We start from the raw sequence: 15819 nt of genomic DNA on the forward strand, positions 1-15819 counted from the left end.
GGCCGTGTCGTTTACGACTGTTTGATGGAAATTGTCATGTCCAGGTTTTCTGCTGTTCCACGTTTGAGCGCTGCTCAGGCGTCCTTTGCCTTGAACGAATCGCGCATTCGTTTCTCGCACGCCATCGCCGTCCTTTGCGGCGTCCTGTTATCGCCGCTGGTGCTGGCCGATGACCACGCCGGTCACGTTGATGAACTCAGTCCAACGGTGATCACTGCCATCGCTCCCAGCTCGCCACTGACCATCGTCACCAACCCCAAGGACCCGCGCCAACCGGTGCCAGCCAGTGACGGCGGCGATTACCTGAAGACCATTCCCGGCTTCGCCCTGGTGCGCAACGGCGGCACCAACGGTGATCCGGTGCTGCGCGGAATGTTCGGTTCACGGCTGAACATTCTCACCAACGGCAGCATGCTGCTCGGCGCCTGCCCGGGGCGGATGGACGCGCCGACCTCGTACATCTCGCCGGAAACCTACGACAAGCTCACAGTGATCAAGGGCCCGCAAACCGTGCTCTGGGGGCCGGGCGCATCGGCCGGCACGATCCTCTTCGACCGTGAGCCGGAAAGCTTCGGCGAGCTCGGCACGCGGGTGAATGCCAGCGTGCTGGCCGGCTCCAACGGACGCTTCGACAAGGTGGTCGACGCCGCTGCCGGCGGGCCATTGGGCTACGTGCGAGTGGTCGGCAACACCGCGCACTCCGACGACTATCGCGACGGCAACAACGACAGCGTGCCGTCGCGCTACGACAAGTGGAACGGTGACATCGCAGTGGGCTGGACCCCGGACGCCGACACCCTGCTCGAACTGACCGCCGGCAAGGGCGACGGCGAAGCACGCTACGCCGGACGCGGCATGGACGGTTCGCAGTTCCTGCGCGAAAGCCTCGGCCTGCGCTTCGAAAAGTCCAACATCACCGACGTGTTGGAAAAACTCGAAGCACAGGTCTACTACAACTACGCCGACCACGTGATGGACAACTACACCCTGCGCACACCCTCCGGCACCGGGATGATGGCCGGTCCCATGGCCTCCAACGTCGACCGTCGCACCCTCGGCGCGCGGATCAAGGCGACCTGGCGCTGGGCCGACATCCAGTTGATCACCGGCCTCGATGCGCAGACCAACGAACACCGCCAGCGCAGCGGCATGGGCATCGACACCTACAAGGATCAGCCGTACACCAAGGACGCCGATTTCCATAACTACGGCGTGTTCGGCGAAATGACCTGGTACGCCGCCGACCGTGATCGGCTGATCACTGGCGCCCGGGTCGACCGTGCTTCGGCCAAGGATTACCGGCAGAGCATCGGTTCCGGAATGATGAGCAGCCCCAACCCGACCGCCAACGACACGCGTGCCGACACCCTGCCGAGCGGTTTCGTGCGTTACGAGCATGACCTGGCCGACAGCCCGGCGACGCTGTATGCCGGCCTCGGCCACGCGCAGCGCTTCCCGGATTACTGGGAGCTGTTTTCACCGAAGTCCGGGCCGGCCGGTTCGCTGAATGCGTTCGACTCGATCAAACCGGAGAAGACCACCCAGTTCGACTTCGGCGTGAACTACAAGACCGCCGAACTCGAAGCCTGGGCCTCGGGTTACATCGGCGTGGTGCGCGACTACATCCTGTTCGACTACACGCCGACGATGATGGGCATGAGCAGCTCCCGTGCCGAGAACATCGACGCGCGAATCATGGGTGGTGAACTTGGTGCTGCGTACAAGCTCACCGAGCACTGGAAAGCCGATGCGACCCTGGCCTACGCCTGGGGCAAGAACAGCAGCGACGGCAAGGCCCTGCCGCAAATGCCACCGCTGGACGCCCGTTTCGGCCTGACTTACAGCGAAGACAACTGGAGCGCCGGGGCCCTGTGGCGCGTGGTCGCGGCGCAAAACCGCATCGACCAGAACAAGGGCAACGTGGTCGGCAAGGACTACGACAAGAGCGGCGGCTTTGGCGTGTTCTCGCTCAATGGCGCCTACCGGATCAACAAGAACTGGAAGGTCAGCACCGGCATCGACAACCTGTTCGGCAAGGCTTACGCCGAGCACCTGAACCTGGCCGGTAACGCCGGTTTCGGCTACCCGGCCAACGACCCGCAAGCGATCAACGAACCGGGGCGCACGCTCTGGACCAAGGTCGATATGAGTTTCTAACAAGAAAAATCAAAAGATCGCAGGCTGCGCCAGCTCCTACAGGGGAACGCGTAGATCCTGTAGGAGCTGCCGAAGGCTGCGATCTTTTGATCTAAAAACGATTCGCCAAGCGGAGCAAACGTGATGCAAAAGCCCAAACCGAATTTCTACAACCTGGCCTGGCGCTGGCATTTCTATGCCGGATTATTCGTCGCGCCGTTCATGGTGATGCTGGCCCTGACCGGCATCATCTACCTGTTCAAACCGCAACTCGACGCGCTGATGTACAGCAGCCTGCTCAACGTCCCCGCCGGGCATCACGCGGTGCCGGCCGATGATCTGCTGCAACGGGTCAAGAGCGCTTACCCACAGGGTCAGATCACCCAATACCTGCCGCCGGTCAACGCCGAACGCAGCGCTCAGTTTGTCGTCAAGAATGAAGGCAATGAACTCAACGTATTCATCGATCCCTACCACGGCGACATCCTCGGCGAGCAGGATGCGAAGAAAAATCTGCAAGCCATCGCCCGCGCCATTCATGGCGAATTGATGATCGGCACGGTGGGGGATCGCCTGATCGAACTCGCTGCCGGTTGGGGCGTGGTGCTGGTGGTATCGGGCGTCTTTCTGTGGTGGCCGCGCGGGCAAGCCGCCGGAATTCTGTGGCCACGGCTGAACAGTCGTGGTCGGGTGTTGTGGCGTGATCTGCACGCGGTTACCGGGTTCTGGGGCGCGGCATTGCTGCTGGTGATGCTGCTCAGCGGCATGACCTGGACCGGCTTCTGGGGCAAGCAGTACGCGCAGGTATGGAACGTGTTCCCGGCCGCGATGTGGAACAACGTGCCGACCTCCGACGTCGAGGCCGGCAGCCTCAATAACGCCGCGCGTCAGACCGTGCCATGGGCAATGGAAAACACGCCGATGCCGATGTCCGGCGACCACGCCGAACACATGGCCCACGGCGGCATGCAGCACGGCCCCGCCGCGCCGATCATCAGCCTGCAAGACGTGCAGAACATCGCCATTGAACGCAAGGTCGAGCCCGGCTACAGCATCACCCTGCCGACCACCGCGACCGGTGTGTTCACCATCGCCGTGTTCGCCGACGACCCGCGCAACGACGCGACCCTGCATGTCGATCAGTACACCGGCAAGGTCCTCGCCGATGTGCGTTTCGAACAGTACGGCGCGGTGGCGCGGGCCACGGAAATCGGCGTGATGCTGCATGAAGGCAAGATGTTCGGCACCTTCAACCAGATCGTCGTGCTGCTGATCTGCCTGATGATTCTGCTCAGCGCCGTCAGCGGTGTGGTGATCTGGTGGAAGCGTCGTCCGCAGGGCAAATTCGGCGTGCCGCCGCTGCGCCATGACCTGCCGAAGTGGAAAACCGGGGTGGCGATCATGCTGGGGCTGGCGGTGATTTTCCCGCTGGTGGGGGCTTCGCTGGTGGTGGTGTGGTTGCTGGATCGCCTGCTGTTGTCGCGTCTGGGCCGCCAAGCTGAATCTGCCTCAACTTCATCATGAAGCAGGCGAGATGCGTGTTTCAGACAGATCTTTAAACTGCCGGGGCTTAAGCTCCGGCATTTTTTAGTGTTACTGTATAACCCAAATATGCCGCTCTGCCCGCAACCACAAGTTGCGGGCTTTCTTTTGAAGAAGTGATTCACCGTCCCGATGAACAAGTACCTCTTGTCCAGCCTCTGCCTGCTTGCCCTGAACAACGCCAACGCCGACGGCCAACCGCTGACGCTGCCCGCCGGCACCATCTCCGCGCCTGCGGTTGACGAAGAAAGTGTCAGCCTGAGCACGCCGACCACCGCCGGCTCGCGCCTGAACCTGACGGCCATGGAAACCCCGGCCAGCGTCGAAAGCCTCAGCGGCGAACAAATACGCGCCCGTGGTGATCGCAGCGTGCAGGACGCGGTGTCGCGCAGCACCGGCATCAGCCGCACCGGCACCCCGGGCGATGGCGGCACCTCGTTGCAGGCACGCGGTTTTACCGGGCAGAGTTCGGTGATGCAGTTGTATGACGGCAATCGGATGTACACCGGCATGGGCACGGTGACCTTTCCGGTCGACACCTGGGCGGTGCAGCGCGTCGACGTGCTGCGCGGCCCGGCTTCGGTGCTGTACGGCGAAGGCGCGACCGGCGCGGTGGTCAACGTGATCCCGAAGAAACCGTTCGAGGGCGAAATCGAAAATCACCTGCGCCTCGGCTACGGTTCCTACGACAGCCAGCAACAGGCGTTCGACAGCGGCGGTTCGCTGAGCGACACCCTGAGCTATCGGCTCAATCTCAACCGTCTGCGCAGCAACGGCTGGGTCGATCGCGGTGATTCTTCAAACGACTTCATCAGCGCCGCCCTGCGCTGGCAAGCCACCGACGACCTGGCCTTCACCCTCGCCCACGACTACGGCGATCAGCGCCCGCAGAACTACTTCGGCACGCCACTGATCAACGGCGAATTGAAAAACAGCCTGCGCAACAAGAACTACAACGTGCGCGACGACCAGCAGCACTACAACGATCAGTGGACACGCCTGACTACCGATTGGCAGATCAACGACGCGGTCAGCGCCAGCAACGAGCTGTACTACCTCAAGGCCCAGCGCCGCTGGCAGAACGCCGAGAACTACAACTTCGACGCTGCCACGCAACAACTCAGCCGCAGCGGCTACTTCGGCATCGGCCACCAGCAAGAGCAGGTCGGCGACCGCCAGACCTTCACCTTCAAGCACTCGCTGTTCGGCCTCGACAGCCAGACCGTGACCGGCGTCGATTACAACCGCATCCGCTTCCAGCTCAACAGCAACTCGCCTTTCAACGATGTATTGCCGAACGGTCAGGTGCTTGACCTGTATCACCCGCAACCGGGCTATTTCGAAAGCGCCAACCCGTACCGCGACCAGTTCGACAGCACCACCAGACAGATGTCAGTGTTCGCGGAAAACCGCACGCAACTGAGCGAGCGCTGGTCGCTGGTGACCGGCGTGCGCCGCGACTATGTACATGTGGATCGCACCAACCTGGTGGACGACAGCCAGAGCGACAGGACCCTGACCGGCAACAACTGGAAGGCCGGGCTGGTGTTTGCCCTGACACCGCAGACCTCGTTCTACGGCCAGGTCGCAACCAGCACCGACGGCATCGGTGGCTTGATTTCGCTGAGCCCGAGCCAGCAGCAATACGACCTGTCGACTGCACGCCAGACCGAGGTCGGCATGAAGCAGTTGTTCTGGGATCAACGCGGCGAGTTCACCCTGGCGGCCTATCGCATCGTCAAAAAGAAACTGCTGACCGACGATCCGGGCAACCCGACGCTCAAGCAGCAAGTCGGCCAGCAATCGTCCAACGGCCTGGAAGCCAGCCTTGACCTGCAACTGCCGCACGCCTGGCAATTGCAGGCCAACGCGGCGATTGTGAAGGCCAAGTACGATGACTTCTCCGAAGTGATCAACGGGCAGACGCTGTCGTACAACGGCAATCGCCCGGTGGATGTGCCACGGCGTACGGCCAATCTGTGGCTGAACAAAAACCTCACGGATGACCTCAAGGCCGGTGCCGGCGTGCGTTATGTCGATGCGCGTTACGCCGACATGGCCAATCGCAACGAGCTGCCGAGTTACACCGTGGTCGATGCAACCCTGTCGTGGCAAGCCCTGCGCAACACCACGCTCGGCCTGCAGGTGAACAATCTGTTTGACCGCCAGTACGCACAAAGCCAATACAATGAGGGCCAGCAGTGGATTCTCGGCGAGCCGAGATCGTTCTTCGTCACCGCTGATTACACTTTCTAACCCAATCCCTGTAGGAGCTGCCGCAGGCTGCGATCTTTTGATCTGGATCTTCTTAAACAACAAAATCAAAAGATCGCAGCCTTCGGCAGCTCCTACAGGGGCAAGCATCATGAGCATTTGATGACCTCGCTAAACCTCACCAACCTCGCCTGGACACCTCTGGGCCACGGCCATTGCCATCACCAGTTCCAGCTGCGTGACGCCTCGTTGCAGGTGGCCGCCGGTGAGTTCGTCGGGCTGATCGGCCCCAACGGCAGCGGCAAGACCAGCCTGCTGCGGTGCGCCTATCGCTTCAGTCAGCCGGAAAGCGGCGAGGTCAGACTCGATCATCACAACGTATGGAAGCAATCCTCGCGCTGGTGCGCAAAACGCATCGCCGTGGTCTTGCAGGAATTCCCCGATGCCTTTGGCCTGACCGTCGAAGAAGTGGTCGCCATGGGCCGCACTCCGCACAAAGGCCTGTTCGATGGCGACACGCTGGAGGATCGCAATCTGGCGACGCAAGCGCTCACCTCCGTCGGTCTCGACGGCTTCGAAGACCATGCTTTCGCCACGCTGTCCGGCGGTGAAAAGCAGCGGGTGATCCTTGCCCGCGCCCTGACCCAGCAACCGCAACTGCTGATCCTCGACGAGCCGACCAACCACCTCGACCCGCGTTATCAGCTCGAGCTGCTGCAACTGGTCAAACGCTTGCAGATCGGCACCCTCGCCAGCATCCATGACTTGAACCTCGCGGCCGCCTTCTGCGACCGACTGTACGTGATCAATCACGGGCGCATTGTCGCCAGCGGCACGCCGCAGGAAGTACTCACCACCGAGCTGCTGCGCGACGTGTTCGGCGTCGAGGCGCTGATCGACTCCCACCCCCTCCACGGCTACCCGCGAATCACCTGGATAACCCGACCATGACTGTGCGTTCCCTGCTTTGCGTCGCTCTTTTGTTGTGCAGTGCTCAAGCCCTGGCCGAAGCCACGAAATACCCGCTGACCATCCACAGCTGCAACCGTGAAGTGACCTTCAAGGAAGCGCCAAAACACGCGGTCAGTCACGACATCAACATGACCCAGATGATGCTCGCCCTCGGCCTCAAATCGCGCATGGCCGGTTACAGCGGCGTCAGTGGCTGGAAGTCGGTGACGCCCGCGATGCAGTCGCTGCTCGATGGTTTGCCGGAACTGGCCGCGAAATATCCGTCGGTGGAAACCCTGCTCAACGCCAACGTCGATTTCTTCTTCGCCGGCTGGGATTACGGCATGCGCGTCGGCGGTGACCTCACCCCGCAGACCCTGCAACCGCTGGACATCAACGTGTATGAGCTGACCGAATCCTGCGCCTTCGTGATGAAACGTCCGGCGGCGACACTCGACGACACCTATAACGACCTGCGCAATCTCGGGAAGATTTTCGACGTACAGGATCGCGCCAACGCACTGATCGCCGACATGCAGAATCAGGTCGCCGAGATCCGCAAAGACCTGCCCGCCGACCAGCCACGGGTGTTTCTCTACGACAGCGGCGAAGACCGCGCCATGACCTCCGGGCGTCTCGGCATGCCGCAAGCGCTGATTGATGCCGCAGGCGGGCGCAATATTCTCGATGACGTCGAGGCGAGCTGGACCCGGGTCAATTGGGAGACTGTGGTCGAACGCAATCCGCAGGTGATCGTGATCGTCGATTACAGCGAAATCACCGCCGAGCAGAAGATCGAATTCCTGCTGAAGAACCCGGCGCTGCAATCGGTGGATGCGATCAAGAACCAGCGTTTCATCGTCATCCCCTACGTGCAGGCCACGCCGGGGATCGATAACGTGCTGGCGGTGGAAACCCTGGCCAAGGGGTTCCACGGCGAATGATCGACCGGCGCTACGCCCTGTTGTTGACCGCCCTCGGCGCCGTGTTGCTGGTGTCGTGCGTGGTGTCGCTGGGCTTTGGTCCGGCGCGGGTGCCGGTGGACGTGGTGTGGCGGATTCTGCTGCACAAGGCCTTCGGTCTCGGCGAGGTGAGCTGGAGCGCCGGGCAGGAACACATCGTCTGGCTGGTCCGCGTGCCGCGCATGTTGCTCGGGGCGTTGGTCGGTGCCGGGCTGGCGTTGATCGGCGCGGTGCTGCAAGCGGTGACGCGCAATCCACTGGCCGATCCGCACCTGCTCGGCGTCACCTCCGGCGCGACCCTCGGCGCCGTGATCGTGGTGCTGCACATCGGTGAAATCGTCGGCCTGCTGACCTTGCCGATTGCTGCGTTCATCGGCGCCTTGCTGAGCATGTTTCTGGTATTGGGCATTGCCAACCGTCAGGGTCGGCTCGACAGCGACCGCTTGCTGCTGTGCGGCGTGGCGGTGTCGTTCGTGATGATGGCGATCGCCAATCTGCTGCTGTTCATGGGCGACCATCGCGCCAGCTCGGCGGTGATGTTCTGGATGCTCGGCGGCCTCGGCCTGGCACGTTGGGAGTTGCTGGCGGTGCCGGCGCTGAGCGTGTTGCTCGGCCTCGGTCTGCTGCTCGGCATGGCTCGGCCATTGAACGCATTGATGGCCGGCGAACAGACCGCCGTCACCCTCGGCCTGAATGCCCGCGCGGTGCGTTTGCGGGTGTTTGTGATCGCGTCGCTGATGACCGGGGTGCTGGTGTCGATCAGTGGCTCGATCGGTTTTGTCGGGCTGATGGTGCCGCACATTGCCCGGCGTCTGGTCGGTGCCGAACACCGGCGATTGCTGCCGGCCTGTGTGCTGCTCGGTAGCCTGTTTCTGGTGTGGGTCGATGTTGCCGCGCGCACGATGATTGCCCCCGAAGACCTGCCCATCGGCGTGGCCACAGCGGCTATCGGCGGCCTGTTCTTCATCGGCCTGATGCGCCGCCGCTGACACAACACAATCAACTTGTAGGAGTGAGCCTGCTCGCGATGACGGCGGCACATTCGACATCAATGCGGATGACAGAACGCTATCGCGAGCAGGCTCACTCCTACAGGGGACAGTGTTGTCCTTGAAATCGCGCCCCAATCTGGCGCGGTTGCCTGCACCAACGCGCTCTCCGCGTTCCTTCATGGTGCACCCCGCCAGCGCGCAACCGCTCTAAACCGACATTTTCCTGCCCGATCCCGACCGGGCACAGCCCTTGCAAAACACACCTTCAGTCGTCCGCATCTGCCAACCATAAAAAACTTTAATGTTCATGGAGATCGCACAATGAAGCGTCGCAGTTTGATCAAGGCTTTCACACTCACGGCATCCATTGCCGCGATGGGCATGACCTGGACTGTCCAGGCCGCCGAGACCATCAAGGTGGGGATTCTGCATTCGTTGTCCGGGACCATGGCGATCTCCGAAACGTCGCTCAAGGACATGGCGCTGATGACCATCGACGAGATCAACGCCAAGGGCGGCGTTAACGGCAAGATGCTCGAACCGGTGGTGGTCGACCCGGCTTCGAACTGGCCGCTGTTCGCCGAGAAAGGCCGGCAGTTGCTGACTCAGGACAAGGTCGCCGTGGTGTTCGGCTGCTGGACCTCGGTGTCACGTAAATCGGTGCTGCCGGTGTTCGAAGAACTCAACGGCCTGCTGTTCTACCCGGTGCAATACGAAGGCGAAGAGATGTCGCCGAACGTGTTCTACACCGGCGCCGCGCCGAACCAGCAGGCGATCCCGGCGGTTGAATACCTGATGAGCGAAGAAGGCGGCAGTGCCAAGCGTTTCTTCCTGCTCGGCACCGACTACGTCTACCCGCGCACCACCAACAAGATCCTGCGCTCGTTCCTGCACTCCAAAGGCGTAGCCGACAAGGACATCGGAGAGGTCTACACCCCGTTCGGCCACAGCGACTATCAAACCATCGTCGCCAACATCAAGAAATTCTCTGCCGGCGGCAAGACCGCGGTGATTTCCACGGTCAACGGCGACTCCAACGTGCCGTTCTACAAAGAGCTGGCCAACCAGGGCCTGAAGGCTACCGACGTACCGGTGGTGGCGTTCTCCGTGGGTGAAGAAGAGCTGCGCGGCATCGACACCAAACCGCTGGTGGGCAACCTCGCCGCGTGGAACTACTTCGAGTCCGTGGAGAACCCGGTGAACAAGAAGTTCGTCGCTGACTGGAAGGCCTACGCGAAGAAACACAATCTGCCGGGCGCCGACAAAGCGGTGACCAACGACCCGATGGAAGCCACCTACGTCGGCATCCACATGTGGGCGCAAGCAGCGGAAAAAGCCAAGTCCACCGACGTCGACAAGGTCCGCGAAGCCCTCGCCGGCCAGACCTTTGCCGCGCCGTCCGGTTACACCCTGACCATGGACAAGACCAACCACCACCTGCACAAGCCGGTGATGATCGGCGAAATCCAGAGCGACGGTCAGTTCAACGTGGTCTGGCAGACCGAAGGCCCGATCCGTGCCCAGCCGTGGAGCCCGTTTATCGATGGCAACGACAAGAAGCCGGATTATGCGGTGAAGAGCAACTGAGCCATTGGGTGTCGGGCTGATGAGCATTTTCGGCCCGACACAATCCCTCTGTGGGAACAATCTTTTGTGGTGAGGGGATTTATCCCCGACCGGCTGCGAAGCAGTCGCGAAATCAGTCGGCGCGATCAATCTGATACACCGCGACCGCTGGATTCAGGGCTGCTTCGCAACCCATCGGGGATAAATCCCCTCGCCACAAAACCAGCTCCCACAATGTCCGTGTCAAGGCGACTTACCATGCCCACCGCCCTTTTTCGCTTCATCCTGGCCCTGGCACTGCTGTTGCCGATGACTGCCTTTGCCGGCGACGCCGAAGACTTCGTCGCCGCCAATCCCGTGCAGCAAGCCAAACTGCTCGAAGCTTGGGCCGCGCAGCCCGAGCCGGCACGTGTCGAGCTGATCAACGCCCTGCAACAAGGCGAATTGACCGTCGACGGCCAGCCGAAAACCCTGCGCCTGAACAACCGCCTGCGGGGTCTGATCGACACCGCTCTGGCCAGCCACCAATTACTCGCCGCCGACGCCAAAATCCGTCTGGCTGCCGCGCAGCAATTGCAGAAAAGCGCGAAACCCGCGCAGCTGAAATTCCTCGACCAGCAACTGGCTGGCGAAAAAGATGAGAACGTCCACGCCGCCCTGAGCCTGGCGCTGGCCAACCTGCAACTGGTGGACGGCGATCCGGCGGTGCGGCTGGCCGCGGTGCGCCTGCTCGGTGAAACCGGCGACCCACTGGCCCGCACCCGCCTCGAAGGCTTGCTCGAACCCGGCGTCGAAAGCGATGCCGGCGTGCGTACTGCCGCCGAAACCAGTCTGGCGCAGGTGAAACACAAACTGCTGGTCGGCGAAATCCTCGGTGAGGCGTTCAGCGGCATGTCCCTCGGCTCGATTCTGCTGCTCGCGGCACTCGGTCTGGCGATCACCTTCGGCCTGCTCGGGGTGATCAACATGGCCCACGGCGAGATGCTGATGCTCGGCGCCTACTCGACGTACGTGGTGCAGCTGATGTTCCAGCGTTACGCCCCGCAAGCCATCGAGTTCTACCCGCTGATCGCGCTGCCGGTGGCGTTCTTCGTCACGGCGGCGATCGGCATGGCGCTGGAACGCACGGTGATTCGCCATCTCTACGGCCGACCGCTGGAAACCCTGCTCGCCACGTGGGGTATCAGCCTGATGCTGATCCAGTTGGTGCGCCTGCTGTTCGGGGCGCAAAACGTCGAGGTGGCGAACCCGGCATGGCTGTCCGGCGGGATTCAGGTGCTGCCGAATCTGGTGCTGCCGTACAACCGCATCGTGATCATCGCCTTCGCCTTGTTCGTGGTGGTGCTGACCTGGTTGTTGCTGAACAAGACCCGCCTCGGCCTTAACGTCCGAGCGGTCACGCAGAACCGCAACATGGCCGCCTGCTGCGGCGTGCCCACCGGGCGCGTCGACATGCTCGCCTTCGGCCTCGGCTCGGGCATCGCCGGCCTCGGTGGCGTGGCGCTGAGCCAGATCGGCAACGTCGGCCCGGACCTCGGCCAGAGCTACATCATCGACTCGTTCCTGGTGGTGGTGCTCGGTGGCGTCGGTCAACTTGCCGGCAGCGTGCTCGCAGCATTCGGGCTGGGCATCGCCAACAAGATTCTCGAACCGCAGATCGGTGCGGTACTGGGCAAGATCCTGATCCTCGCGCTGATCATTCTGTTCATCCAGAAACGTCCGCAAGGCCTCTTCGCACTGAAAGGACGGGTGATCGATTGATGAACCAGCCTCTACTTGTCACGGCCACGCAAAAGGCCGGCCCGAAACTCACCCTCGCCGTCGGCGCGGTGATCCTCGCGTTGCTGATTGCCCTGCCGCTGCTCTCGCTGCTGGCGCCGGACAACGCGCTGCATGTGTCGGCGTATACGCTGACGCTGGTCGGCAAAATCCTCTGCTACGCCATCGTCGCCCTGGCGCTGGATCTGGTCTGGGGTTACGCCGGGCTGCTGTCGCTGGGTCACGGCCTGTTCTTCGCCCTCGGCGGTTATGCGATGGGTATGTACCTGATGCGTCAGGCCGCCGGTGATGGCTTGCCGGCGTTCATGACCTTTCTGTCGTGGACCGAACTGCCGTGGTACTGGAGCGGCACCAGCAGTTTTATCTGGTCGATGTGTCTGGTGGTGCTGGCACCGGGTCTGCTGGCGCTGGTGTTCGGCTTCTTCGCCTTCCGGTCGCGGATCAAGGGCGTGTATTTCTCGATCATGACCCAGGCCCTGACCTTCGCTGGCATGCTCCTGTTTTTCCGTAACGAGACCGGGTTTGGCGGCAACAACGGCTTCACCAATTTCCGCACGATTCTTGGTTTCGGCATCACTGAGCCGGGCACCCGCGCGGTGCTGTTTCTGGCGACCGTGCTGTTGCTGGTAGCGAGTCTGTTCATCGGCTGGCGTCTGGCGCAGAGCAAGTTCGGCCGGGTGCTGACCGCGCTGCGCGATGCGGAAAACCGCCTGATGTTCTGCGGCTACGACCCGCGCGGCTTCAAGCTGTTCGTCTGGGTCTTGAGCGCGGTGCTGTGCGGTCTGGCCGGAGCGTTGTACGTGCCGCAGGTCGGCATCATCAACCCCAGCGAAATGTCGCCGACCAACTCGATCGAAGCGGCAGTGTGGGTCGCCCTCGGCGGTCGCGGCACACTGATCGGGCCGCTGCTCGGTGCCGGCGTGGTCAACGGCATGAAGAGCTGGTTCACCGTGGCCTTCCCCGAATACTGGCTGTTCTTCCTCGGCGCGCTGTTCATCGTCGTGACGTTGTATCTGCCCAAAGGCGTGATCGGCCTGCTGAAAAAACGAGGTGAACAATGAGAGTCACTGCGAGTGCTGAATTCATGCTCGAGCCGGCGTTTTTCCCCGTGGAACCGAACAAGGACGAAGGCACCAGCCGCGACTCGATCGGCCTCGGCCAGCGCGTCGGCCCGGGCCTCGACACCCGCCACGGCACGATCCTGACCCTGGAAGACATCAGCGTCAGCTTCGACGGCTTCCGCGCGCTGAATAATCTGAACCTGTACATCGGCGTCGGCGAACTGCGCTGCATCATCGGCCCCAACGGCGCGGGCAAGACCACGTTGATGGACGTGATCACCGGCAAGACCCGCCCCAGTCACGGCAAGGCGTGGTTCGGAGAAACCCTCGACCTGACGCAGATGAGCGAAGTGCAGATTGCCCAGGCCGGGATCGGGCGCAAGTTTCAGAAACCGACGGTGTTCGAAGCCCTCAGCGTGTTCGAGAACCTGGAGCTGGCGCAGAAAACCGACAAGTCAGTGTGGGCCAGTTTGCGCGCACGCCTGAGCGGTGAGCAGAAGGATCGCATCAGCGAAGTGCTGGAAACCATTCGTCTGACGGCCTCGGTCAATCGCCCTGCCGGACTGTTGTCCCACGGGCAGAAGCAGTTTCTGGAGATCGGCATGTTGCTGATGCAGGACCCGCAATTGCTGCTGCTCGACGAGCCGGTGGCGGGCATGACCGACGCCGAGACCGAATTTACCGCCGAGCTGTTCAAGTCGCTGGCCGGCAAGCATTCGCTGATGGTGGTGGAGCACGACATGGGCTTCGTCGGCTCGATTGCCGACCACGTGACGGTGCTGCATCAGGGCAGCGTACTGGCGGAAGGCTCGCTGGAGCAGGTGCAGGAAAACGAGCGGGTGATCGAGGTCTACCTCGGCCGCTGACGATCCACCCCCTGTAGGAGCTGCCGCAGGCTGCGATCTTTTGATCTTGTTTTTAAGATCAAGATCAAAAGATCGCAGCCTGCGGCAGCTCCTACACAGGGATTTGAGGAGAATTTGAACATGCTGCAAGTCGACAAGCTGCACCAGTACTACGGCGGTAGCCACATTCTGCGCGGCCTGAGCTTTGACGTGAAAGTCGGCGAAGTCACCTGCCTGCTCGGGCGCAACGGCGTGGGCAAGACCACCCTGCTCAAATGCCTGATGGGCCTGTTGCCGGCCAAGGAGGGCGTGGTGAACTGGGAAGGCAAAGCGATCACCACGCTCAAGCCGCACCAGCGGGTACACGCCGGGATCGCCTATGTGCCACAGGGCCGGGAAATCTTCGGCCGGCTCACGGTGGACGAAAATCTGCTGATGGGCCTGTCGCGGTTTCCCGGCAGCGAAGCGAAAGAAGTACCAAGTTTCATCTACGAATTGTTCCCGGTGCTGCTACAAATGAAGCAGCGCCGCGGCGGCGACCTGTCCGGCGGTCAGCAACAGCAACTGGCTATCGGTCGCGCCCTGGCCAGTCGTCCGCGTTTGCTGATCCTCGACGAGCCCACCGAAGGCATCCAGCCCTCGGTGATCAAGGAGATCGGCGCGGTGATCAAGAAGCTCGCGGCGCGGGGCGACATGGCGATTTTGCTGGTGGAGCAGTTTTACGACTTCGCCGCCGAACTGGCCGATCAGTACCTGGTGATGTCCCGGGGCGAGATCGTGCAGCAGGGCCGTGGTGAAAATATGGAGGCCGAGGGTGTACGAGGTCTGGTAACAATTTAATCTGTAGCTTCCTAACGATAATTACAAACCATGAATTTAGCGCTTTCCACTGCCCTGTTTACCCCGAGCTGGCACGCCGAGCTGGAGCTGGCCTACGCCCGCTTCGGCGACTGCACGCGCCCGGTTCAGCGCCGACACCTCGGCCCGCTGCGCGTGCAAAAGCACCTGTACGCCGAAGGCCCCGAAGTCTGCCAGCACATCATCGTCCACCCGCCGGGCGGCATCGCCGGGGGTGACCGGCTGAACATCAGCGCCCGCATCGAACGGGACGCCTGGGCGCAGATCACCAGTCCCGGCGCCGCCAAGTGGTATCGCGCAGCGGGGCCGGCGTATCAGCAGCTTGACCTGAAAATCGCGGCTGGCGCGACGCTGGAGTGGCTGCCGCAGGAAACCATCGTCTACAGCGCCGCCCAGGCCGAACTCAGCACCTCGATCGAGCTGGAGGGCGATGCGCGGCTGTTCTACTGGGACGTGGTGGCGCTGGGCCGACCGGCGAGTGGCGAGCGCTTCGACCTCGGACACTTTCAAGCGCATCTGGATATCCGCCGCGACGGGCGATTGCTCTGGCATGAGCGTCAACGCATCAGTGGCAATGATGGTTTGCTTGATTCACCGATCGGACTGGATGGCCATCCGGTGTTGGCGACGCTGCTGGTCACCGGTGAAATTGATGCCGAATTGCTGGAACGCTGCCGTTCACTGAGCCATGACGTGCGCGGTGATCTGACCCAGTTGCCCGGCCTGTTGGTAGCCCGGTGTCTGGCGTCAGAAGCACTGCTCGCCCGTGCCTGGCTGATCGATTTGTGGCGTTTGTTACGCCCGGTTCTGCTCGGCCGTGAAGCCCAGCCCCCGCGAATCTGGAACACCTGAAATGCAATCCAACCCCTGTAGGAGCTGCCGCAGGCTGCGATCTTTTGATCTTGCTTTAAAA

At 62.1% G+C, this 15819-nt stretch carries 12 protein-coding genes; all 12 read left to right on the forward strand.

The features are described 5' to 3' along the window. The first annotated feature begins 36 nt into the window (after positions 1-36). Positions 37-2157 (forward strand): TonB-dependent copper receptor, encoded by a 2121-nt coding sequence (locus tag ACIOUG_RS10580; RefSeq protein WP_401065055.1) that lies wholly within the window; start codon positions 37-39, stop codon positions 2155-2157. A gap of 123 nt (positions 2158-2280) precedes the next feature. Next, positions 2281-3660, forward strand: a complete 1380-nt coding sequence (locus ACIOUG_RS10585) for a PepSY-associated TM helix domain-containing protein (protein WP_401065057.1) — start codon at positions 2281-2283, stop codon at positions 3658-3660. Positions 3661-3810: 150 nt separating this feature from the next. Continuing rightward, a complete protein-coding gene (locus ACIOUG_RS10590; RefSeq protein ID WP_401065059.1) occupies positions 3811-5934 on the forward strand; it encodes a TonB-dependent receptor in 2124 nt (707 codons plus the stop codon). Positions 5935-6054: 120 nt separating this feature from the next. After that, positions 6055-6843, forward strand: coding sequence for an ABC transporter ATP-binding protein (locus tag ACIOUG_RS10595; protein WP_401065060.1), 789 nt, complete (start codon positions 6055-6057; stop codon positions 6841-6843). Then, the gene (locus tag ACIOUG_RS10600; protein WP_401065062.1) at positions 6840-7787 is read left to right on the forward strand and encodes an ABC transporter substrate-binding protein; all 948 of its coding nucleotides are present in this window, start codon (positions 6840-6842) and stop codon (positions 7785-7787) included. Before ACIOUG_RS10595 ends, ACIOUG_RS10600 begins: the two co-directional genes overlap by 4 nt. Beyond that, on the forward strand, positions 7784-8794 hold the full coding sequence (locus ACIOUG_RS10605; RefSeq protein ID WP_401065064.1) for a FecCD family ABC transporter permease: 1011 nt from the start codon (positions 7784-7786) through the stop codon (positions 8792-8794). The genes ACIOUG_RS10600 and ACIOUG_RS10605 overlap by 4 nt, the downstream gene beginning before the upstream one ends. 324 nt (positions 8795-9118) lie before the next feature. Then, positions 9119-10384, forward strand: a complete 1266-nt coding sequence (gene urtA, locus ACIOUG_RS10610) for an urea ABC transporter substrate-binding protein (protein WP_401065066.1) — start codon at positions 9119-9121, stop codon at positions 10382-10384. Positions 10385-10621: 237 nt separating this feature from the next. Then, the gene (urtB, locus tag ACIOUG_RS10615) at positions 10622-12124 is read left to right on the forward strand and encodes an urea ABC transporter permease subunit UrtB (RefSeq protein WP_401065068.1); all 1503 of its coding nucleotides are present in this window, start codon (positions 10622-10624) and stop codon (positions 12122-12124) included. After that, entirely contained in the window at positions 12124-13203 is a 1080-nt protein-coding gene (gene urtC / locus ACIOUG_RS10620; RefSeq protein WP_401065070.1) for an urea ABC transporter permease subunit UrtC, read from the forward strand. The genes urtB and urtC overlap by 1 nt, the downstream gene beginning before the upstream one ends. Continuing rightward, positions 13200-14069 (forward strand): urea ABC transporter ATP-binding protein UrtD, encoded by an 870-nt coding sequence (gene urtD, locus ACIOUG_RS10625; RefSeq protein WP_401065072.1) that lies wholly within the window; start codon positions 13200-13202, stop codon positions 14067-14069. The genes urtC and urtD overlap by 4 nt, the downstream gene beginning before the upstream one ends. Positions 14070-14189: 120 nt before the next feature. Further along, the gene (urtE, locus tag ACIOUG_RS10630) at positions 14190-14888 is read left to right on the forward strand and encodes an urea ABC transporter ATP-binding subunit UrtE (RefSeq protein ID WP_401065074.1); all 699 of its coding nucleotides are present in this window, start codon (positions 14190-14192) and stop codon (positions 14886-14888) included. Positions 14889-14918: 30 nt separating this feature from the next. Next, positions 14919-15758, forward strand: coding sequence for an urease accessory protein UreD (locus ACIOUG_RS10635; RefSeq protein ID WP_401065075.1), 840 nt, complete (start codon positions 14919-14921; stop codon positions 15756-15758). Positions 15759-15819: the final 61 nt, after the last annotated feature.

It is taken from the genome of Pseudomonas sp. NPDC087803 (assembly GCF_044742995.1).
GTDB lineage: Bacteria > Pseudomonadota > Gammaproteobacteria > Pseudomonadales > Pseudomonadaceae > Aquipseudomonas.